This window comes from Shouchella oshimensis (assembly GCF_004375095.1).
GTDB lineage: Bacteria > Bacillota > Bacilli > Bacillales > Bacillaceae_D > Shouchella > Shouchella oshimensis.
On record NZ_SNUX01000001.1, the window covers coordinates 967,330 to 986,680 of the forward strand.

17 protein-coding genes and 1 other RNA gene are annotated in these 19,351 nt (G+C 40.8%); 2 read left to right on the forward strand and 16 right to left on the reverse strand.

All coding sequences use genetic code 11. From position 1 onward, the window contains the following. Positions 1-160: 160 nt before the first annotated feature. Genes E2L03_RS05075 through E2L03_RS05085 form a run of 3 tightly spaced genes read right to left on the reverse strand, consistent with a single transcriptional unit; the run spans position 161 to position 5,527 of the window. Positions 161-1,945, reverse strand: coding sequence for an acyl-CoA dehydrogenase FadE (locus E2L03_RS05075; RefSeq protein ID WP_134258648.1), 1,785 nt, complete (start codon positions 1,943-1,945; stop codon positions 161-163). A gap of 21 nt (positions 1,946-1,966) precedes the next feature. Continuing rightward, entirely contained in the window at positions 1,967-3,145 is a 1,179-nt protein-coding gene (locus tag E2L03_RS05080; RefSeq protein WP_134258649.1) for an acetyl-CoA C-acetyltransferase, read from the reverse strand. 12 nt (positions 3,146-3,157) lie between these two features. Further along, entirely contained in the window at positions 3,158-5,527 is a 2,370-nt protein-coding gene (locus E2L03_RS05085; protein WP_134258650.1) for a 3-hydroxyacyl-CoA dehydrogenase/enoyl-CoA hydratase family protein, read from the reverse strand. A 214-nt stretch (positions 5,528-5,741) separates the two neighbouring features. On the opposite strand from E2L03_RS05085, the gene E2L03_RS05090 reads away from it, so the two are divergent. Continuing rightward, on the forward strand, positions 5,742-6,017 hold the full coding sequence (locus E2L03_RS05090) for a YvdQ family spore coat protein (RefSeq protein ID WP_055737505.1): 276 nt from the start codon (positions 5,742-5,744) through the stop codon (positions 6,015-6,017). A 12-nt stretch (positions 6,018-6,029) separates the two neighbouring features. Then, the gene (locus tag E2L03_RS05095) at positions 6,030-6,353 is read left to right on the forward strand and encodes a spore coat protein (protein WP_038482518.1); all 324 of its coding nucleotides are present in this window, start codon (positions 6,030-6,032) and stop codon (positions 6,351-6,353) included. Positions 6,354-6,439: 86 nt separating this feature from the next. On the opposite strand, the gene E2L03_RS05100 is transcribed toward E2L03_RS05095, so the two are convergent. The 13 genes from E2L03_RS05100 to secG form a co-directional block, all read right to left on the reverse strand. Then, positions 6,440-8,473: a catalase gene (locus tag E2L03_RS05100; RefSeq protein ID WP_134258651.1), complete on the reverse strand. Its 2,034-nt coding sequence runs from the start codon at positions 8,471-8,473 to the stop codon at positions 6,440-6,442. An 88-nt stretch (positions 8,474-8,561) separates the two neighbouring features. Beyond that, a complete protein-coding gene (locus E2L03_RS05105) occupies positions 8,562-9,227 on the reverse strand; it encodes a glycosyltransferase family protein (RefSeq protein WP_038482524.1) in 666 nt (221 codons plus the stop codon). Between the two features lie 73 nt (positions 9,228-9,300). Continuing rightward, a complete protein-coding gene (locus E2L03_RS05110; protein ID WP_134258652.1) occupies positions 9,301-10,590 on the reverse strand; it encodes an aspartate aminotransferase family protein in 1,290 nt (429 codons plus the stop codon). 15 nt (positions 10,591-10,605) lie between these two features. Beyond that, on the reverse strand, positions 10,606-11,994 hold the full coding sequence (locus tag E2L03_RS05115) for a YjiH family protein (RefSeq protein WP_134258653.1): 1,389 nt from the start codon (positions 11,992-11,994) through the stop codon (positions 10,606-10,608). A 74-nt stretch (positions 11,995-12,068) separates the two neighbouring features. After that, positions 12,069-12,629 (reverse strand): histidine phosphatase family protein, encoded by a 561-nt coding sequence (locus E2L03_RS05120; protein ID WP_134258654.1) that lies wholly within the window; start codon positions 12,627-12,629, stop codon positions 12,069-12,071. A gap of 90 nt (positions 12,630-12,719) precedes the next feature. Beyond that, positions 12,720-13,073, reverse strand: a transfer-messenger RNA (tmRNA) gene (ssrA, locus tag E2L03_RS05125). Positions 13,074-13,151: 78 nt separating this feature from the next. After that, positions 13,152-13,619, reverse strand: a complete 468-nt coding sequence (gene smpB, locus E2L03_RS05130) for an SsrA-binding protein SmpB (protein WP_035394583.1) — start codon at positions 13,617-13,619, stop codon at positions 13,152-13,154. Positions 13,620-13,652: 33 nt separating this feature from the next. After that, a complete protein-coding gene (locus E2L03_RS05135) occupies positions 13,653-14,066 on the reverse strand; it encodes a DoxX family protein (RefSeq protein WP_134258655.1) in 414 nt (137 codons plus the stop codon). Between the two features lie 109 nt (positions 14,067-14,175). Next, positions 14,176-16,515: a ribonuclease R gene (gene rnr, locus E2L03_RS05140; protein WP_038482541.1), complete on the reverse strand. Its 2,340-nt coding sequence runs from the start codon at positions 16,513-16,515 to the stop codon at positions 14,176-14,178. A 25-nt stretch (positions 16,516-16,540) separates the two neighbouring features. After that, complete coding sequence (locus E2L03_RS05145) at positions 16,541-17,287, reverse strand: alpha/beta hydrolase (protein ID WP_134258656.1); 747 nt, start codon at positions 17,285-17,287, stop codon at positions 16,541-16,543. Then, positions 17,284-18,006, reverse strand: a complete 723-nt coding sequence (locus E2L03_RS05150; protein WP_243839502.1) for an alpha/beta hydrolase — start codon at positions 18,004-18,006, stop codon at positions 17,284-17,286. The genes E2L03_RS05145 and E2L03_RS05150 overlap by 4 nt, the downstream gene beginning before the upstream one ends. A gap of 11 nt (positions 18,007-18,017) precedes the next feature. Further along, positions 18,018-18,974 carry an LLM class flavin-dependent oxidoreductase gene (locus tag E2L03_RS05155; RefSeq protein WP_134258657.1) on the reverse strand — a complete coding sequence of 319 codons (957 nt, stop codon included), beginning with the start codon at positions 18,972-18,974 and terminating at the stop codon, positions 18,018-18,020. 97 nt (positions 18,975-19,071) lie between these two features. Next, the gene (gene secG / locus E2L03_RS05160) at positions 19,072-19,302 is read right to left on the reverse strand and encodes a preprotein translocase subunit SecG (RefSeq protein WP_035394589.1); all 231 of its coding nucleotides are present in this window, start codon (positions 19,300-19,302) and stop codon (positions 19,072-19,074) included. Positions 19,303-19,351 lie beyond the last annotated feature (49 nt).

Below are 19,351 nucleotides of genomic sequence, written 5' to 3' on the forward strand. Positions count from 1 at the left end.
TTTTTGTCCTCCTTATGTATCCTTCGTTACTCACGGACATTTTACCATAATTGAAAAGGAAACAGCGAATCGCTGCTTCCTTCTCTCTGAGGAGAACACTCCTTGCGAGAGGAGCATTTATTTTTTTTTTGAGGAATTACCCTCAAAAGTGTTACTATTTTTACACTACGAATTTCTTTTCAGCAATGACTGCTTTGGCAATCTCTCGCTTCTTTCCAACGACGTTAATCGGTGTATGTCTTGTTAATTTCTTTAACATTGACAGCATCGTGCGAAGTGTATCACCCTCTTCAACGTGAACGAGTGCTTTTTTCGCATTTGCTTCAATACGATTAATGGCTTCTTGTGCAAATACTTGAGTCATTAATAATTTTTGATTTTGTGCGTCAATTGAAGACTTCTGAATGGCTTTCTCAGTACGTAAGATGACAGATTCTAGTGAGTAAATATCGTTCACAATATCAGCAACAACCGCTAGAATTTCTTGTTCCTTGTCGAGTTCAGGCCCATATTTTTGCGCACCTGTTCCAGCAATCATCAAGAAAATTTTCTTTGCCATTCCTAATAAATACTTTTCTTGTTCAAGGGGCTCATCGCCTACTTCTTGCGGCATTAACATCATTAATTCTTCTTGAAGCGCTGTAGCCTTTTCAAGAAACGGTAGCTCCCCTTTCATTGCTTTACGCAAGAGGGTACCAGGAACAAGCATACGGTTAATTTCATTTGTCCCCTCGAAAATTCGATTGATACGAGAATCACGATAAATACGCTCTACTTGATACTCAGCCATAAATCCATAACCACCATGAATTTGAACCGCTTCATCAGCGACAAAATCAAGGGTTTCAGAGCCATCAAATTTATTTAAAGAACATTCAATAGCATATTCTGCAATGGCATTTGCTACTGCACGACCATCTTTTTGTTCTTCTTCAGTAAGACTTGCAAACCGATCTTCAATCAAGCCGCCTGTTCGATAAATGGCACTCTCTGATGCGAAAATTTCGGTCGCCATTGACGCTAGCTTTTCTTGGATTAAACGAAACGATGCGATCGGTGTTTTAAATTGTTTACGCTCGGTTGCATAAGTCGCTGCAAGTTCAAGCGCTACTTTTGCACCGCCAATACATCCTACACCTAGCTTATAACGTCCAATATTTAAGATGTTAAACGCGATGATATGACCTCGACCAATTTCACCTAATACATTTTCTACAGGAACGGTTGCATCCTCTAATACTAGTGTACGTGTTGATGATCCTTTAATACCCATTTTCTTTTCTTCAGGGCCAGTCGATACGCCATCAAATTCTTTTTCAACAATAAAAGCTGTAAATTTCTCACCATCAATTTTTGCATACACTACAAACACATCTGCAAAGGCAGAGTTTGTTATCCACTGCTTCTCTCCATTTAGTACATAATGTGTTCCTTCTTCGTTTAAAACCGCTGTTGTTTTGGCGCCTAAAGCATCTGAGCCTGAGCTTGGCTCCGTTAGAGCGTAGGCAGCAAATTTTTCACCTGTTGCAAGAGCGGGTAAATATTTTTTCTTCTGCTCGTGAGAACCAAAGAACACAATCGGTAGTGTACCAATCCCTACGTGTGCACCATGGCTTAAACCAAATGCCCCTACTCGACTAAAGCGTTCGGATATAAGAGAAGAGCTAATCTTATCTAGACCAATACCACCATATTCTTCAGGAACATCCGCTCCGAGTAAGCCAAGCTCACCAGCTTTTTTAAGTAAACGTGTTGTGTGCTGGAATTCATGATTTTCAATTGCGTCAACATACGGTTTAACATCTTTCTCAATAAAATCCTCTGTAGTCCGTGCAATCATTAATTGCTCTTCTGTAAAATCTTCCGGTGCAAAATAGTGTGTTGCATCAATATCTTCTAGTAAAAAGCTACCACCTTTTAATAAATTCCCTGTTGCTTCACTCATCTCTATTTCCTCCTCAAGCGTTTAAATAAGTTCAAATACCCCTGCAGCACCCATTCCTCCACCAATACACATGGTTACAACACCAAATTGTTGGCCTCTTCGCTTCATTTCGTGGGCTAACGATAAAGTTAGTTTCGTACCTGTACACCCAAGTGGATGACCAAGTGCAATCGCGCCACCATTTACATTTACTTTGTTATGGTCGAGACCAAGTGTACGGATAATGGCTAATGACTGGGAAGCAAATGCCTCATTTAGTTCAAACAAACCAATGTCCTCTAACTGTAAACCAGCTTGGCGAACGGCTTTTGGAATTGCTTCAATCGGTCCAATACCCATAACTTCTGGAGCTACACCTGCAACTGCAAAGCTTCGAAATGCAAGAAGTGGTGATAGTCCACGTTCATGAGCTTCTTCTTTTTCCATTAACAAAACGGCCGCAGCTCCATCACTCATTTGTGATGAGTTTCCTGCTGTAACTGTCCCTTTCAACTGAAACGCTGGTTTTAGCTTTCCAAGTCCTTCAATGGTTGTATCTGCTCTTACACCTTCATCTAAAGCAACCATTCGATCGAGTATACTTACTTTTCCATCTTCACCCAGTACATGCTCTTCCACATGGACGGGTACTATTTCGTCGTCAAAATGCCCATTTTTCATCGCCATTGCTGCTCGCCGGTGGCTTTCCATGGCAAATGCGTCTTGGTCCGAACGACTAATATCATATTGCCGAGCAACCTCTTCGGCTGTATAGCCCATCGACATATAGTATTCAGGTGCTTCATCAATAAGTTTCGGGTTTGGCTTTACTACGTGACCACCAATTGGAATCATACTCATTGATTCAGCCCCACCAGCTACAATTACTTTACTTTGTCCGAGCATAATACGCTCTGCACCGTACGCAATCGTTTGAAGACCTGATGCGCAGTAGCGATTAATGGTCACAGCAGGTACCGACTGCGGAATGCCTGCTAGCACACTTAAGTTACGCGCCATATTCATTCCTTGTTCTGCTTCAGGCATGGCACAACCAATAATGACATCTTCTATTTCATTCAGTTCTACGTTGCCAGCTCTGCGTATTGTCTCCTTTACTGCGGTAGCTCCTAAATCATCTGAACGTACATGGGCGAATGCACCTCGCTTCGCTTTTCCAACAGGCGTTCGCGCACCTGACACAATGACAGCTTCTTTCACGAACGATCCCTCCTAATTACGTAATGGCTTTCCTTTAGTAAGCATATACTGCATACGTTGCTGCGATTTCGGCTCTCCTATCAAGCTAAGAAAAGCCTCTCGTTCTAAATCAAGTAAGTATTGCTCATCCACAAGTGTTCCTTCTTTTAAGCGACCACCAGAAAGGACGAAAGCAAGCTTCTTCGCAATCTTTAAATCATGTTCTGATGCATAGCCGCCCCACTTCATCATTTCTGCCCCTAGCATTAACGTTGCGTAACCAGCTTCTCCTGTAACAGGAATTTTCTTTTTTACTGGTGCTTTATAGCCACTGTTATAAAGGGAAATCACTTTCTGCTTCGCTTCTTCATTTACAAAAAGATCATTCATCACAATGCCGTCCCGATGATTCATGAACCCGTTTTCCCTTGCTTCAGCAGCAGATGTGGATACTTTTGCTGTTGCAATCGTTTCAAAGGTTTCGCGTACAGCTTTTTGTAGTTGAGCAGGCGTTTCCCCAAAGCGCTCTATGTTTCTCAGATACAATTCTTTGTTACCGCCGCCTCCTGGGATGAGACCTACGCCAACTTCCACAAGTCCCATATAAGTTTCATGGCTTGCTTGTATACTTGCAGCTGGTAAGCTAATTTCAGCGCCTCCTCCAAGAGTCATTTGGAAAGGTGCTGTCACAACAGGTACATTGGCATAACGAATATTCGCTGTTGCTTGCTGGAACTGTTTCACGACTAAATCCAGTTCAAAGAAGTTATCATCTTGTGCTTCCATTAGCATCATCATTAAATTGGCGCCAACGCAAAAGTTCTTGCTTTCATTTCCAATTACAAGGCCTTTAAAATTCTTTTCCACTTCTACGATGGATTTATTAATCATTTGAATGACATCAAGACCAATGGAATTATTAGGAGATGTGAACTTCAATAAGGCTACATCGTCTCCAACATCAATTAAAGAAGCACCTGTATTTTTTAAAACTGTATTCGTTTTCACTAAATGATGAAGGGACAAATATTTTTCGTGCTGACGAATTGGTGTGTACTGCCCTTCATGAAGAAATTGACCATCTTCGTAAAAGCCTTCTTTGCCATTGTTATAAAGGTCTTCAACCCAACTCGGAATCGAGCGGTTTTCCTTCTTCATTTTTTCAACTGTTTGTCTAAAACCTAGGGCATCCCAAAGTTCGTACGGCCCCATACTCCAGCCAAATCCCCAGCGCATGGCTTCATCTACTGCTAGAACGTCATTGGCAATCTCATACGTTTTTTCGGCTGTGTAAAGTAATACTGGGCTAATAATATTCCAAAGCAATTCGCCTGCTCGATCATTAGCAAAAACAACGGTTTGAATTTTTTGATTCTTAGACGTCAACGTTTTCGTTTTTTCAATTGAAGGTGCTTTTAGTTTCTTTCGCTCTTGATACTCCATTGTTTCAGGATTTAGCTCATAAATAACACCGTCTTTTTTTTGAAAGAAGCCTTGCCCTGCCTTTGCACCAATCCAACCTTTAGTTGCCATTTCCTGCATAAAACCAGGAGGATCGAACATCCTCTGCTCATCCCCTGTTGCAACATCGTGAACATTTTTTGCTACATGTAAAAATGTATCTAAACCAACAACATCTAACGTCCGAAACGTCGCACTTTTAGGACGACCTATTAGCGTCCCCGTAACAGAATCTACTTCACCGACTGAATAACCACCACGAAGCATTTCATGAACCGTTACAAGTAAACCATACGTGCCAATACGATTTGCAATAAAATTCGGTGTGTCTTTGGCTTCAACTACTCCTTTTCCTAAAGACTGTTCAGCAAAGGAACGTACAAACTCTACTACTTCCTGTTTTGTTTCCTCTAGCGGGATTACTTCAAGAAGTTTTAAGTAACGTGGCGGGTTAAAGAAGTGTGTCCCAAGAAAATGCGCTTTGAAGTCCCCACTACGTTCCTCTGCCATTGCTTTAATTGAAATCCCAGATGTATTTGATGACACAATGGAACCTTCTTTTCTTACACGATCAATTTTTGCAAATAATTCTTTTTTCGCTCCTAGATTTTCAACGATGACTTCAATAATCCAATCGACTTCCTTTAAGCGATGCAAGTCATCTTCCACATTACCGGTTTCAATTAAATCAACATTCTTTTTTGAAGCAAGTGGTGCTGGCTTTTGTTTTAACAGCTTTTTAACCGCCGTATCAGCTAAGTGATTACGGGCTCGTTTTTTCTCAGCGGTTGCAACACTCGCTGATGCCCCTCCTGCTTCCTTTTCTTTTGGAACAATATCAAGAAGTAAAACAGGAATTCCTGCATTTGTTAAATGAGCGGCGATACTTGCCCCCATAACACCTGATCCAATGACAGCTGTTTTTTTTATGTGACGTGACATCGTTCGTGTCATCCTCCTCTCATACTAAAACGAATGAATACTCATTCATTTTTTGAGCTAAAAAAAACGCTCGTGACATAAGCTTTCTTTCACTATACCGAATAATGATAGCGTTTGCAATACCATTTTTCTACAGTTTTATCTTTATTTTTTGTATAAAACAAGCTCATTACAAAATACTAACAGTGATTGTCATTTCTTAAGGAGGTATAAGATGGACCAACAACAACAGCATTTTCAACAACAACCAACAGCTCAAACAAGAATGCAAGAAGCTCCAGCTGTCATTACAGGTAAAGATTTAAATTATATTAACGATATGATGGCCTGGAATTTAACAGCATCTAAAAAAGCTCATGCATTTGCACAAAGCTGCCAAGATCAAGAGATTAAGCAAGCGATTGATCAAGCTGGCCAAATGCATCAACGTCATTATGAGCAATTTTTACAATTGTTGCAAAGTCAAAATCAACCACCCACTTATCAATAAGGAGGCTATTTTATGAGTCAACAGCAAAACCTTCAGAATCCAAAAATCCAAATTCCGACTACATCGGCAATGACGGATCAAGATTATATTACCGATATGCTCTCAACAGAGAAATACATCACCGTGTCTTATTCGATTGCAGAGCATGAAGCAAGTCATGAAGCTTATTATCAAACAATACATCAAGCAAATAATGAGGCTTCGCAAATGCAACGCTCTCTTTACGAGACAATGTTCCGTAAAGGACTTTACGGCTTAACACCAACGCAAGATACCCAAATCCAGCAAAGTGTTCAACAGCACACAACGGATAAAGCACAGTTACCGTATCAATAATGTGATAACGGGAAATATACAAAAGCTAGGCGTACTGTTTATTCGGGTTCGCCTAGCTTTTTTTGTTACTAAACAGAACCCACCTCTTATATTCGCGCAAAAAAACGTTGCTTCCCTAAAGCTCTAAGATAATGTTGGAAAAAGTCTTCGTTCTGATTAACCAACACACCTTCTTTTCCTACAATACCTAGTTTTCGCAAGATGGGCTCTACACTTTTTGCAACTCCTATTGGCTTATAATGGATAAATTGTTCTCTTATAAAATAGTCCATTTGACCAACTGAATACGCATCAGGGTTCTTTCCTCCTGCAACATAAATGGAATCATATAGCAACGGTGAACCAGTGAGAAAGCTCGCATCTGGAATAAACGAGACTTGATCCGTACCGTCTACTTTTGCCTGTTTTTCACTTAGATATTCTATTTGAACACCCTCACTTTTTAATCGATCCACAACACGTTTTGTCTCTGGTCCGTCGAATCCCTCTGTCAACAATACTCCTACTTTTAACCATTGAACCGATTCTGGTTGGTGTGCCATACTTAAAGCCGGAGAAGACCTTCTTTCTTTAGACTCTGTTGTCGTTGGTGGTTGAACCCCAATTTGTTTGGCTACAACTGTAGCAAGTTCTGTACTTACGCGACCGATTTGATTAATCATTTGCTTCCGAACAGATTTACTCATCACTTTTCCTAATTCAAAGCTAAATGCGTTTGCTATATGGTCTCTTTCCCAGCTGCTCATACTATTCCAAAACAATCGGGCCTGTGAATAATGATTTACGAAGCTTTTCGCTGTCTTGCGAATCTTTACTCCATTCACTTTTTCTGGATACGTTACGAAGCCACCCTTCTTTGGATTCACTTCATAAGGTGTGTTGTTCCACAATGAATTTTTATGGTAATTTACTTTCCCTTTATCGACGATATAACGCATAGCCCCATCACGTTGATTATTGTGGAAAGGACAAATAGGGCGATTAATTGGCAAGTCTTGATGATTCGTACCAACACGGTACAACTGTGTGTCGGTATAAGAGAACAGCCTCGTTTGTAAAAGCGGATCATCTGTAAAATCAATCCCTGGAACAATATTTCCTGGATGCAAGGCCACTTGTTCTGTTTCAGCGAATACATTTTCCACATTACGATTCAAACGCATTTCACCAATGATACGCACGGCTACCTCTTCTTCGGGCCACAGTTTTGTTGAATCCAAAATGTCAAAGTCAAAAGAAAACTCATCCTTCTCCTCTATCACTTGAATACCTAGTTCCCAAACGGCTTCTCCACCTGCTTCAATGATATTCCACAAGTCCCGCCGATGAAAATCAGGATCAATGCCACTTAATTTTTGCGATTCATCCCAAACCAGAGAGTGAATACCTGCTTTTGGCTTCCAATGGAATTTCACAAAATGTGCTTTTCCCGCCTCGTTCACAAGACGAAAGGTATGTACCCCAAACCCTTCCATTGTTCGAAAACTGCGTGGAATGGTTCGATCGCTCATAATCCACATCATCATGTGAGCAGATTCTTCGTTATTTGCGATAAAATCCCAAAAATTATCATGTGCAGTGGATGCTTGTGGAATTTCATTATTCGGCTCTGGTTTGACCGCATGGATTAAGTCTGGGAATTTAACGCCATCTTGAATAAAAAAAACAGGAATATTATTGCCAACTAAGTCGAAATTTCCTTCTTCCGTGTAAAATTTCAATGCAAAACCACGCACATCTCGCACGGTTTCTGCAGCTCCTTTTGAACCAGCCACTTCAGAAAACCGAAGAAAAACAGGCGTTTCTAAGCTAGGATCTTGCAAGAAATGAGCTTTTGTCAGTGCTTTTTGGGATTCATACACACGAAACGTACCATATGCGCCGTAGCCCCTTGCATGAACAACCCTCTCCGGTATCCGTTCGCGATCAAAATGAGATAACTTTTCCCGCATCATAAAGTCTTCAAGTAAACTAGGTCCCCGCTCACCTGCTTTCAATGTATTCTCATCATTTGCAATGCTAATGCCCTGGTTTGTTGTTAATGGTTTATTGTAATTATTTCGAGAAAACTGTTCGACTTGCTCTGCTTTACGATTTGGTCTTTTCGGCTTCCGTTCCACCTGCAACACCTCCACTGACTATCGTATTCATCTTGTATTTCATATATGTTTATTGAAAAACTCAACACAAAAACACACTTTCGCCCATTTAATTCGAAAGTGTGTTTTTCCATAAATGAAATTGATGAACATAGGTGGTATAAGCAAAAGTGTCGAATTCTTCTCCACATTCGTGCATAATCCATGGGTGTGGTTGGTGTGCAATGCCTACTTCATAACCATTGTGCTCAAAAAGCACACTTTGGCTAACATCGTAAAAATGCCAGCCATCGAACTGCTCTTGCCATGGCAGGTCATATTGAGTTGCCATCATCACTCCATCAATAACTGCTGCGCTTTGAAATGCATAATCAGCCTCAATAAATGATAAATAACCATACGTATCACGTTTTTCTAAGATTTTGCCTGCTTTCTGTTCACTTTCCCACCAGACGCTATTTTCCGGTAATTCTTTCGCGCCAATCACGCCAAACATTCCTAAATTCGGGTGGTTTTCAAACAGAAACAGTAAATCATGAAGAAACATCCGATTAATAATCATTGTATCTTGGTGAAGATACACTTTGTACTTTGCATTCGACTGTTGAAGGGCCTCATTATAGCCACTGGTCATGCTTTTCGCATTCCGAATGGCAATTTTTTCAACTGTATAGCCTCTAGGTAAATACAACATGTCAATGTGGCTAACAGAACGCTGGTAAAGCACTTCATCATTGACGCACGTTATAAAGCAAATCTTCTTTTTATTCGTCATAGTAGGCCACTCTCCTAACTACCCTATCTGGAGCAGTATATTCAAGATGGCCTGAGGCGTGCCTATGATTTTATTATCCTATTTCCTTTAAACGTTGAAGTGCATTTTTTAATTTCGTTAAGCCCTCATCAATCTGTTCTTTCGTGATCGTAAGCGGAGGAATCATTCGAAGAACCTCGCCTTCATTTCCACAAAAATAAAACAACACACCTTCTTCAAGAGCGAGATCAAGAATCTGAGCTGCTAGCTCGCCATCTTTTCTCCCTGTCTCAGGATGAACAATTTCAATACCAAACATCATACCGAGATGGCGAATTGAACCTATGCAAGGATATGCCTGTTGAAGTTTAGTCAGTTCCTCGGCAGCGTAACTTCCTACTTCTTTTACATTCGAAAGCACGTTTTCTTCTTTAATAATCTGAAGTGTTGCTCGAGCGGCGGCACAGGCTATTGGATTACCGCCAAATGTCGTTGCATGGCTTCCTAATGGCCACTGTTGCATCAGTGTGTGGTTCGCTACAGTTGCACTAAGTGGTAACCCCGAAGCAATTCCTTTTGCCACTGCCATTATATCAGGAATAACGTCAAAGGATTGTGCTGCAAACCACTCACCAGTGCGTCCGAATCCCGTTTGAACTTCATCAAAAATAAGTAAAATTCCATGCTTCGTGCAAATCTCACGAATATGCTGAAGCCACTTAGCTGGTGGCACAATGTAGCCGCCTTCACCAAGCACTGGCTCAATGATAAAACAAGCCACTTCTTCTGGTAACGTATAGTGAGCAAACATCGTCTCACAAGCCTTTTCCAGTTTTGCGATTGCTTCGTCTACACTTTGTCCTGGCTGATAATAAGGAAGTTGATAGACTTGATTCTGAGCAGGTTGGTAGGCTCTATATTTTGCTTTTGATGTACTAACACTCATTGCGCCAAGGGTCCGTCCATGAAAGCACCCCGTAAACGAGACTACATTTGGACGTTTTGTCACATGGCGTGCAAGTTTTAAAGCACCTTCAATGGCCTCAGTACCACTATTTCCAAAGAAAAAGCAGTCCAAGTCACCTGGCATGACGTCAGCTAATTCATTGGCCAGTTTTAGAATAGATTCATATTGAATAACGCCAATAGGGCCATGAGTGAATGAATCCGCTTCTTTTTTTATTGCCTCAACAACTTTTGGATGACGATGACCAACATTCGTCACGGCTATACCAGATGTGAAATCTAAATATGTTTTCCCATCAACACCATAGTAATAGCACCCTTCTTCTTTCACAACAGGCAGGTTCGGATGGTCTTTTGCCATACTTGGTGCAAGACGATATGGAATGGTTTCTTGTAGCTCGTTCCAACTTTGTGACATTCTAGATGACTCCTTTTAGAAAATAATAACGTGGGCAATCAACACAACAACAGGGATTGCAATGACCGTTCGTTGAATAAAAATAACAAATAGTTGCCAGAATGAAATTGGAATACTAGAACGCATAAGCATAACACCAATTTCAGACATATAGACGAGTTGAATTAACGATACTGCTCCAATGACAAAACGAGTAAGCTCACTCTCAATCCCTGCACCTAAAATAGCTGGCAGGAACATGTCTGCAAACCCAACGAGTAGCGCAGGTGCCGCTTGTGCCGCTTCAGGAATATTCATCCATTCTAATACAGGTACAAGAGGATAAGACAAATACGTAAAGATCGGTGTAAACTCAGCAATGACAAGGGCAATGGTCCCAATTGCCATAACAAGCGGTAACATACCAAACCAAATATCAAGGGCATTAAACGCTCCTTTTTTTAACACAGAAGTCGTTTTAGGGGCATGTGCCGCTTTCTCAACACCTCTTCGAAATGCTTGTCTCCACAATGACCCTCTAGCAGCCGTTTCGTTAATGGCTCCAGACTCGTCTCCAGCATACGTATGATGCATCTTTGATAACGGTGGAATACGTGGACAAATAAAGGCCGCAATAAACACACCAACAAGCACGGTTAAATAAAATGGAACAAAGCGTTCACTTAATTCTAAGATTTCCGCAATGATTAAACTAAACCCGATTGATGTAATGGTAAAGTTCGTGACAATAATAGCTGATTCACGTTTTGTATAATAGCCATTCTCATATTGATTAATCGTAATCAAGATACTCATCATGTTATTTCCCATCCAAGATGCCAACGAATCTACGGAAGCTCGTCCCGGTAAGTTAAACAACGGTCTCATTATTTTTTTTGCAAGTGTACCCAACCACTCCATTAAACCATATTCAAGCAATAGGGGCATCAATAAACCCATTACTACTGACCACACCGCAAGCACCGGAAGCAAATCACTGAAAATTGTCCCACCTGTTGCAGGACTATAGATAATAGCAAAGCCAGATTGGGTCATGACCATAAGTGCAAAGAGTGCACCGAGCACACGTATCATCGTCCAAGGAAGACTTGTGTAGAATAATGCTTTTAAAGCTGGTCTTTCCATAATAAGGGCAGGCTTTACTACCCAAGCAAGTAACGTGAGTACACCAGATAATAGAATAATAGCTAGTAAAAACATCGGTAACATTGCTGAAAGAGAACGTTCAATCGTTCCAGCTGCAAAACCAATAAGTACAGTCCAAGTATCGTTTATTTTAAAGGGAACAAGAAACAAAAGTGCTCCTAATAGAGAGGGTATAAGAAAAGTAAAAATAGACTTTTTTGATGGTGCTTTTTCAGAATAAGTGTTTGTATCTTGTTGTTGTTCGTTTAATTGCTCCATGATGTTCTCCTTCTAATGCATAATAAAACTAATTCATTTATAATTATACATATAGGAGGGCTTGTTGACTAGCTTTATTTTTTCTCCCAAACGTTTGTACATGAGAGCATTGTTTGTTTCTCTATTAGCATTTGGTACACATCTGGCATCTCAAGCTGTTGCCAGAACGTAAAATCATAACGAGAATGGAAGTAACCTAACAACAGTGCTAGTATATTCCCATGTGTAGAGATGACAATGGATTCAGAGTCATTCCCTTGATCTAGAATTCTCCAAAGTCCATTAACAGCCCTTCTTCTTGCGGTTTTATTGGACTCTCCTCCTAAGTGAGCAAACGTTTCATCCTCCCAAACTGCTTTGATTGCTGAATCAAAATGAGGCATAGACGTTGCCGCCAGCACCCTCTCCTTAAATGCTTCTTCAATCTTAATAGGTAGCTTTTTTCGTTTCGCAGCCGTCTCTATTGTCTGTATAGCGCGCTTATAAGGACTTGAGATAAACCGATCAACGTGCACAGTATCAAAATATTCTGCTACACGCTCCGCATCCTCAAGACCGTTCTCTGTAAGAGGACGTCCCCATTCATCTGGCGTGTAAGAAGAATGGGCATGCCGTACGAGATAAATGGTATGCATGAAAGAGTAGCTCCTTTTTAAAAATAATCTGACTAAAATGCGTATAAAAAAACTCGAAGCTACATAGTGCTACTTCGAGTTTTTGTCCCAATATGGAGACGGTGGGAATTGAACCCACGTCCAGAGATAACGACACTTACGCTTCTACGAGCGTAGTCTTTGTATTAGCATTTCGCTAACACATCGGCCCAAAGACAGGCTTCCGTGTAGCTAGCCTGATTAATCTCTTCCAACTCCCTCAGGCGGAGGGAGTAAGGCGTATCCCACTATAAGTGAGTCTCAACCACTCCACATGGGCGATGGAGAGGAGAGACCGCTTAGCTTATGCAGCTAAAGCGAAGTTATTGTTTTCTTTGCCAGTTATAGGCTAATGCGTTTTAACGAGGCCGCACCTCGACTCGCAACGTAAGCTCGACCTATCCCTGTCGAATCCAGAACGTCCCCGTATAAAAAAATTATACAAGGCTTAACGCCTAGATATATCATTATACTAAATCTGTGCTAAAAAGCAAGTGAAGCGACTTAGCCCTTCATTCGCTCCCTTATCGCTCGATCCATTTCTCGCTTGGCATCTTTTTGTTTCAAGGTTTCTCGTTTGTCATAATTCTTTTTCCCTTTTGCTAATCCAATTAATACTTTTGCAAAACCGTTTTTAATATACACTTTTAACGGGACAACTGAATACCCTTGTTGCTGCGTCTCACCAATGAGCTTATCAATTTGCTTTTTATGCAACAACAATTTCCTCGCTCTAGTTGGCTCATGATTATAGCGATTGCCTTGTTCATATTCACTAATGTGCGCGTTATGCAAATAAGCTTCACCGTTTTTTATTCGAGCGAATGAATCTTTTAAATTCATTCGTCCCGCACGAATTGATTTAATTTCTGTACCGGTAAGAACGATTCCTGCTTCATAGGTTTCTTCAATAAAATAATCGTGACGGGCTTTTTTATTCTGTGCCATTACTTTACTTTCTGTTTCAGCCACACATACACCTACTTCCTCACATGTAATGGATGATTATCTTCTCCCAAATCGCTGTCGCTTCTTCTTCTTTGTTAAAAACCCATCTAGAGCCATAAAAAGAGAGCCATTTATAACAAATAAAAGCAATACAACAAACAATAATAGATCGAATTCAAAGCCTCCAATAAAGCCTTGATCGAGCTTCACCATATAGACGGCACCAATCATCACAATCATTAGAATAGCACTCATCAAGCGTGTCAGCAAACCTAAGAGTAGCGCAAGACCTGCAACGATTTCAACTAAAGCCACGACCACGGCCATTAGATCAGGTGATGGGATTGATAGGCTCTCGAAAAAAGCTACTGTCCCTTCAATACCACCGTTAAATTTATCTAAGCCGTGGGCGATAAAGATTACCCCTACAACAAGTCTTACGAGTGCAATACCAACTTCTGTTTTCATCATTTTGTTCCTCCTTCACCTTATTAGTGTAAAGAGGAACAAAATAAGACTCAAGCAGGCACCTTTAGGAAACCGACGGATGTCTTCAGCCAAAAGGGCTACAAAATCGTCATTATGAACGCTTTTTTCTGCGGCCTTTTTTTCGCTTAACGCTCGGTGCATTTTCGTAAAATGGCTTCTTTTTGCGCTTCCCGCTTTTCGGTTGTCCATCTTTTTTAGGGTCCCCCGTTAAACGTGGACGATCTTTTTTCTGCTGTTTATTGACACGTTTACCACCATCAATGACTTTTGGACGATCTTTCCCTCTTTGAGGTTTTCTTTTCTTCATCCCGACAATCTCAAAATCAACAGACGCTTCCTCAGTATTAACGGACACCACTCGAATCTCGAGCTCGTCCCCAATACGAAAGACATTTCCACTTCGTTCTCCAATCATAGCGTAATGCTTTTGATCATAACGGTAATAATCATCTGTTAAATAGCTTACATGCACAAGACCTTCTACCGTATTTTCCAACTCAACAAAGAGGCCAAAATTGGTAACACCACTAATCATGCCCGTATAGACTTCCCCAATTTTATCTTCCATATATTGTGCTTTTTTCACATTATCTGTGTCACGTTCAGCATCAACTGCACGTCGTTCCATATCCGATGCATGTGCTGTTAAGCCTGGTAACTTTTCTTGCCAGTGACCAGTCGTTTTCGCATCTGTTTTCCCTTGAATGAGATACGTTCGAATTAATCGGTGGACAAGTAAATCTGGGTACCGACGAATAGGTGATGTGAAATGTGTATAAAATTCTGCAGATAAGCCAAAGTGACCGACTGAATGTACATCATATTTTGCTTGCTTCATGGAACGTAGCATGATTCGGCTAATGATGGTTTCCTCAGGCTCACCTTGAATTTCTTTTAATAACGATTGCAGTGCCCTTGGATGAATAGTGTTCGCTGTCCCTCTAACAACGTAACCAAAGCCGGTAATGAACTCAAGAAATGAATTTAATTTCTCTGCATCTGGATCTTCGTGGATTCTATATACAAAAGGTAGCTTCATCCAATGGAAGTGTTCTGCTACTGTTTCATTTGCTGCTAACATAAATTCTTCAATCAACTTCTCTGCAACGGATCGTTCCCGTAACACAACATCTTCAGGGGTACCTTCACTGTTGACTAATACTTTTGCTTCTTTAAAGTCAAAGTCAATGGCACCACGACCAAAACGCTTGTCTCTTAAAACTTGTGCAAGTTTTTCCATTTCTTCAAACATCGGTACGAGTGTGCTGTATCGTTCTCGCAATGATTCGTCTTTGTTTACTAAGATGTCATTAACATCGCTATACGTCATTCGTTCCGTTGTATTGATCACACTTTGGAAAATGTCATGCTTCACAACACCACCATTTTGATCAATCTCCATTTCACAAGACAACGTTAAACGGTCCACTTGTGGATTTAAACTACAAATACCATTGGACAATCGGTGCGGAATCATTGGAATGACACGATCAACTAAGTAAACACTCGTCGCTCGTTCAGACGCCTCTTTATCTATCGGGCTACCTTCTTTCACATAGTGAGAAACATCAGCAATATGCACACCAAGAAGATAATGTCCATTTGGTAACTTTTTCACTTGAACCGCATCATCTAAGTCTTTCGCGTCGGCTCCATCAATAGTTACAATTTGCTCGTCACGTAAATCTCGACGTCCCTTTAAATCGTTTGAATCAATGGCATCTGGCACGTTTTCTGCTTGTTCCAATGTGTCGTCTGAAAAACTTTGTGGGATGCTGTATTTATAAATAATCGACAGAATGTCCATACCAGGGTCATTTTTATGACCGAGAACTTCTTTAATTTCAACTTCTCCACCGAAGCGTCCTTCTGGGTACTGAGTAATCGTTGCAATGACCTTATGACCATCAACTGCACCCTTTTCCTTGCCTTTTATAACAAGAAAGTCAGCGCTAATTCGCTTATCGTCTGCTACAACGAGGGCATACGATTTAAACTCTTTGTATTCCCCGACAATTTCTGTCACTTTGCGCTCGATAATTCGGATAACCTTTCCTTCTGCTCTTGAACCGTTTGCACGTTCATCAATTCGCACAAACACAATATCACCGTTCATAGCGCCAGACAGTGATCCTTGAGGTACATAGACATCTTCATCACCATCATCTGGAATAATGAAAGCAAACCCTTTCGAATGACCTTGCACACGGCCACGAATTAAATTTAGTTTTTCTGGAATTCCATAGCGATTCGTTCGAGTACGAATCACTTCCCCTTCTCCTTCAAGCTCATTCAGCAATGTAATTAACTCTTTAAATGCTTCACTTGATGTTATTTGAAACCGTTCCTCTAGCTCTTCTACAGAAACAGGTTTTGTTGCTTCTTCTTTAAAGTACTGTATTAGTTCTTTTTTATTTATTTGGTCAGACATTGTTTCACTCCTTTTCGTTCTAGTATTAGTTTGACCATTCTAATTCATTTAAAAACGACAGAATATCTTGGTGAAGTGTTTCTTTTTCATCACCTAATGTGATGACATGAGTAGACTCTTCATACCATTTTAATTCTTTGTCGTCTGTTTCAATTTCTTCGTAAATCATGTTTGCACTTTCAATATCGATCATCTCATCGTGCCTTGCTTGTACAATAAAAGCTGGAGAATAAATGAGATCTAACTCTTTTCGTACGTCGTCCATCAATCCACGTAATTGATACAACGTATTCATGGACGTCTCCTTTAGGGCAAGAAGGTCTTTATCGATTTCTTCTTTCGGCTTTTTCTCTAATTGTTTATATTCTTTGGCGTATTTTAGAAACCCTTCTTTAATCGCTTCTTCTGTTCTTGGTCGAACAGGTGCGCACATCGAAACAATTCCTTTTACAGGTTTAGAGTAACCCAGTTTTAATGTAAATACGCCACCTAAGGATAGCCCGCAAACCGCAATTTCGTCGTAGCCTTCAGTTTGGAGATGCTCATATGCGGCTTCAACATCCTCCCACCAATCTGCTGGACTATATTGGACAAGCTCTTCAGGAGGAACGCCGTGGCCTCGGTAGAGTGGCGCATGGCACGTATAGCCTTCATTTTGCAAAAAACGGCCAAGCATCCGCACATCAGCCGTCGTACCTGTAAAGCCATGCAACAGCAAAACAGCTCGCTTTCCTCCTTTAAAAGTAAATGGTTTCGGTGCAACAATCTTCATGTTGTTTTCTTCCTCTCTTGACTACTTTCCAATAGAAAGTCTTTAATTTGATTAATGACTTCTTCTGCTTCATAACCGTGAAAGATCATATGTCTTGACCGCTTCATGGCAATTAATTCTTTCTCATCCGACTCTATAATATCATAAAGGTGGTAGGCTGATTTCATCGGAACAAGCCCATCCATTTCTCCTTGAATAATTAACGTAGGTACACGAATTTTACTCGCATAAGGCTTTGTTTTTTGCACAAGTTGTAAAAATTGGGCTAAAGCAGCAAAAGGAGTTTCTCTAAACTTTTTCTCGTAAAGATCGATGAGCTGGTCCTCTTCTTGATTTCCTGTAAAGTGATAGCGTACTGCCGCAATCATATCTTTTAAAAACTGTTTCGGGTTAAAATAGTAGGCTGCAGCATTTAACAGAACTAATTTTTTCACTGAGTACCGTGCAGCAATGTAGGTCGCAAGCATTCCCCCCATAGAAAAACCAATGACATAAACGTCAGTACAGCGCTTCTGTAATTCTTCAAAGGCTACTTCTACCGTGTAAACCCATTCTTCATAAGTTGCACCTTTAAGAGCACTTAATTCTTTGCCGTGACCTGGAAGCACAGGGCTGTAAACAAGCCATCCATCTAACTTTTGTAACTCCTGACAAATCGGCTCTACTTCCCAAGGGTCACCAGTGAAACCATGAATACATAAACAGCCAATCAAATCCATCGCCTCTTTCATTAAGATGACATTATCGTAGCTAAGCGTTCAAAGGATTTTCGTTTTTCTTGATAATTATAGATATTCGTTAGCACAAGAAATTGATCCGTTTGTGTCAGTTCCGCCATTTGCTCTAATTTAGATTGAACCGTTTCTTTCGATCCAATAATCATACGCGAACGGTTTTGCTGAATGGTTTCTTTTTCTCGAACGGTCAAAGCCCTTTCCAAGTTAACTGGAATTCGACTGTCGATCCCCTTCTCCGTTTGCAACAACCACAAATCTTGTTGCTCTGCAAGGAGCTGGGCATGCTCATTATCCTCGCCACAAATGACAAAGGCCGCTGTTAAAGCATTCTCGTTGTCTTTCGCTACACGTCGATATGCTCGATGCGCTTCTTTTACGCGATTAGGCTGAATGAAATAACCATGAACAAACCCTAGATGCTTCTCTCCAGCAATTTGTGCGCTTCTTTCCCCTAATCCCAATATATAAAGAGAAGGACTTGTAAGAGGTAACGGCGATGCTGTCATACCTCGATAATTCCGATTTGTCGTCCACTCAATCACTTCATCTACTTTATCCCAAAAGCGATGTATTTCACTCTCTTTTCCATTCGCAAGTGCCTCTCGAATCCGCTCATTCCCGCCTGGAGAGCGCCCCATTCCCCCATCAATTCGATTAGGAAACATCACTTCGAGTTGATTAAATAAACTCGCCACTTTGTAGGAGCTATATTGAGGCAGTAACACACCACCCGATCCTATTCGAATGTGTGACGTTCGTGCAGCAGCTGCTGCCATCCATATTTCTGGAGAGCTTGAGACCATCCCCTTTGTACCATGATGCTCTGCAAACCAGTAACGTTCATAACCTAATGCCTCCGCCAGCTCTACTAGATTAATCGTTTGACTTGCCGTTTTTTCCGCTGTAGTTCCAATTGATAAAGGGACTTGATCTAAAATACTAAGCCGCACGTAACGATCACCTCTTCATGCCCAGTTTTCCTCTTTTTGCCCTTTTTCAAACACAAAAAACGTCTGGAATGAATCATGTCCAGACGTTTCGTACTACTTATAGGAAATACGCATTTGCTGCTGTTAATATGAAAAACAATACAGCTAGCACAATAGTCGCTCGATGCAAAACCGCCTCAAGACCCCGCGCTTTCTGTTTTCCAAGTAACTGCTCTGCTCCACCAGATATCGCGCCGGCTAAACCAGAACTACGACCTGGTTGTAATAAAACGACCGTTACAAGTAAAACAGATACAATAATTAACGCAATCATTAAAAACAGTTGCATCCCTACACCTCCGTAAACACATTCAGTGCTTCTATCTTAACATAGTGGA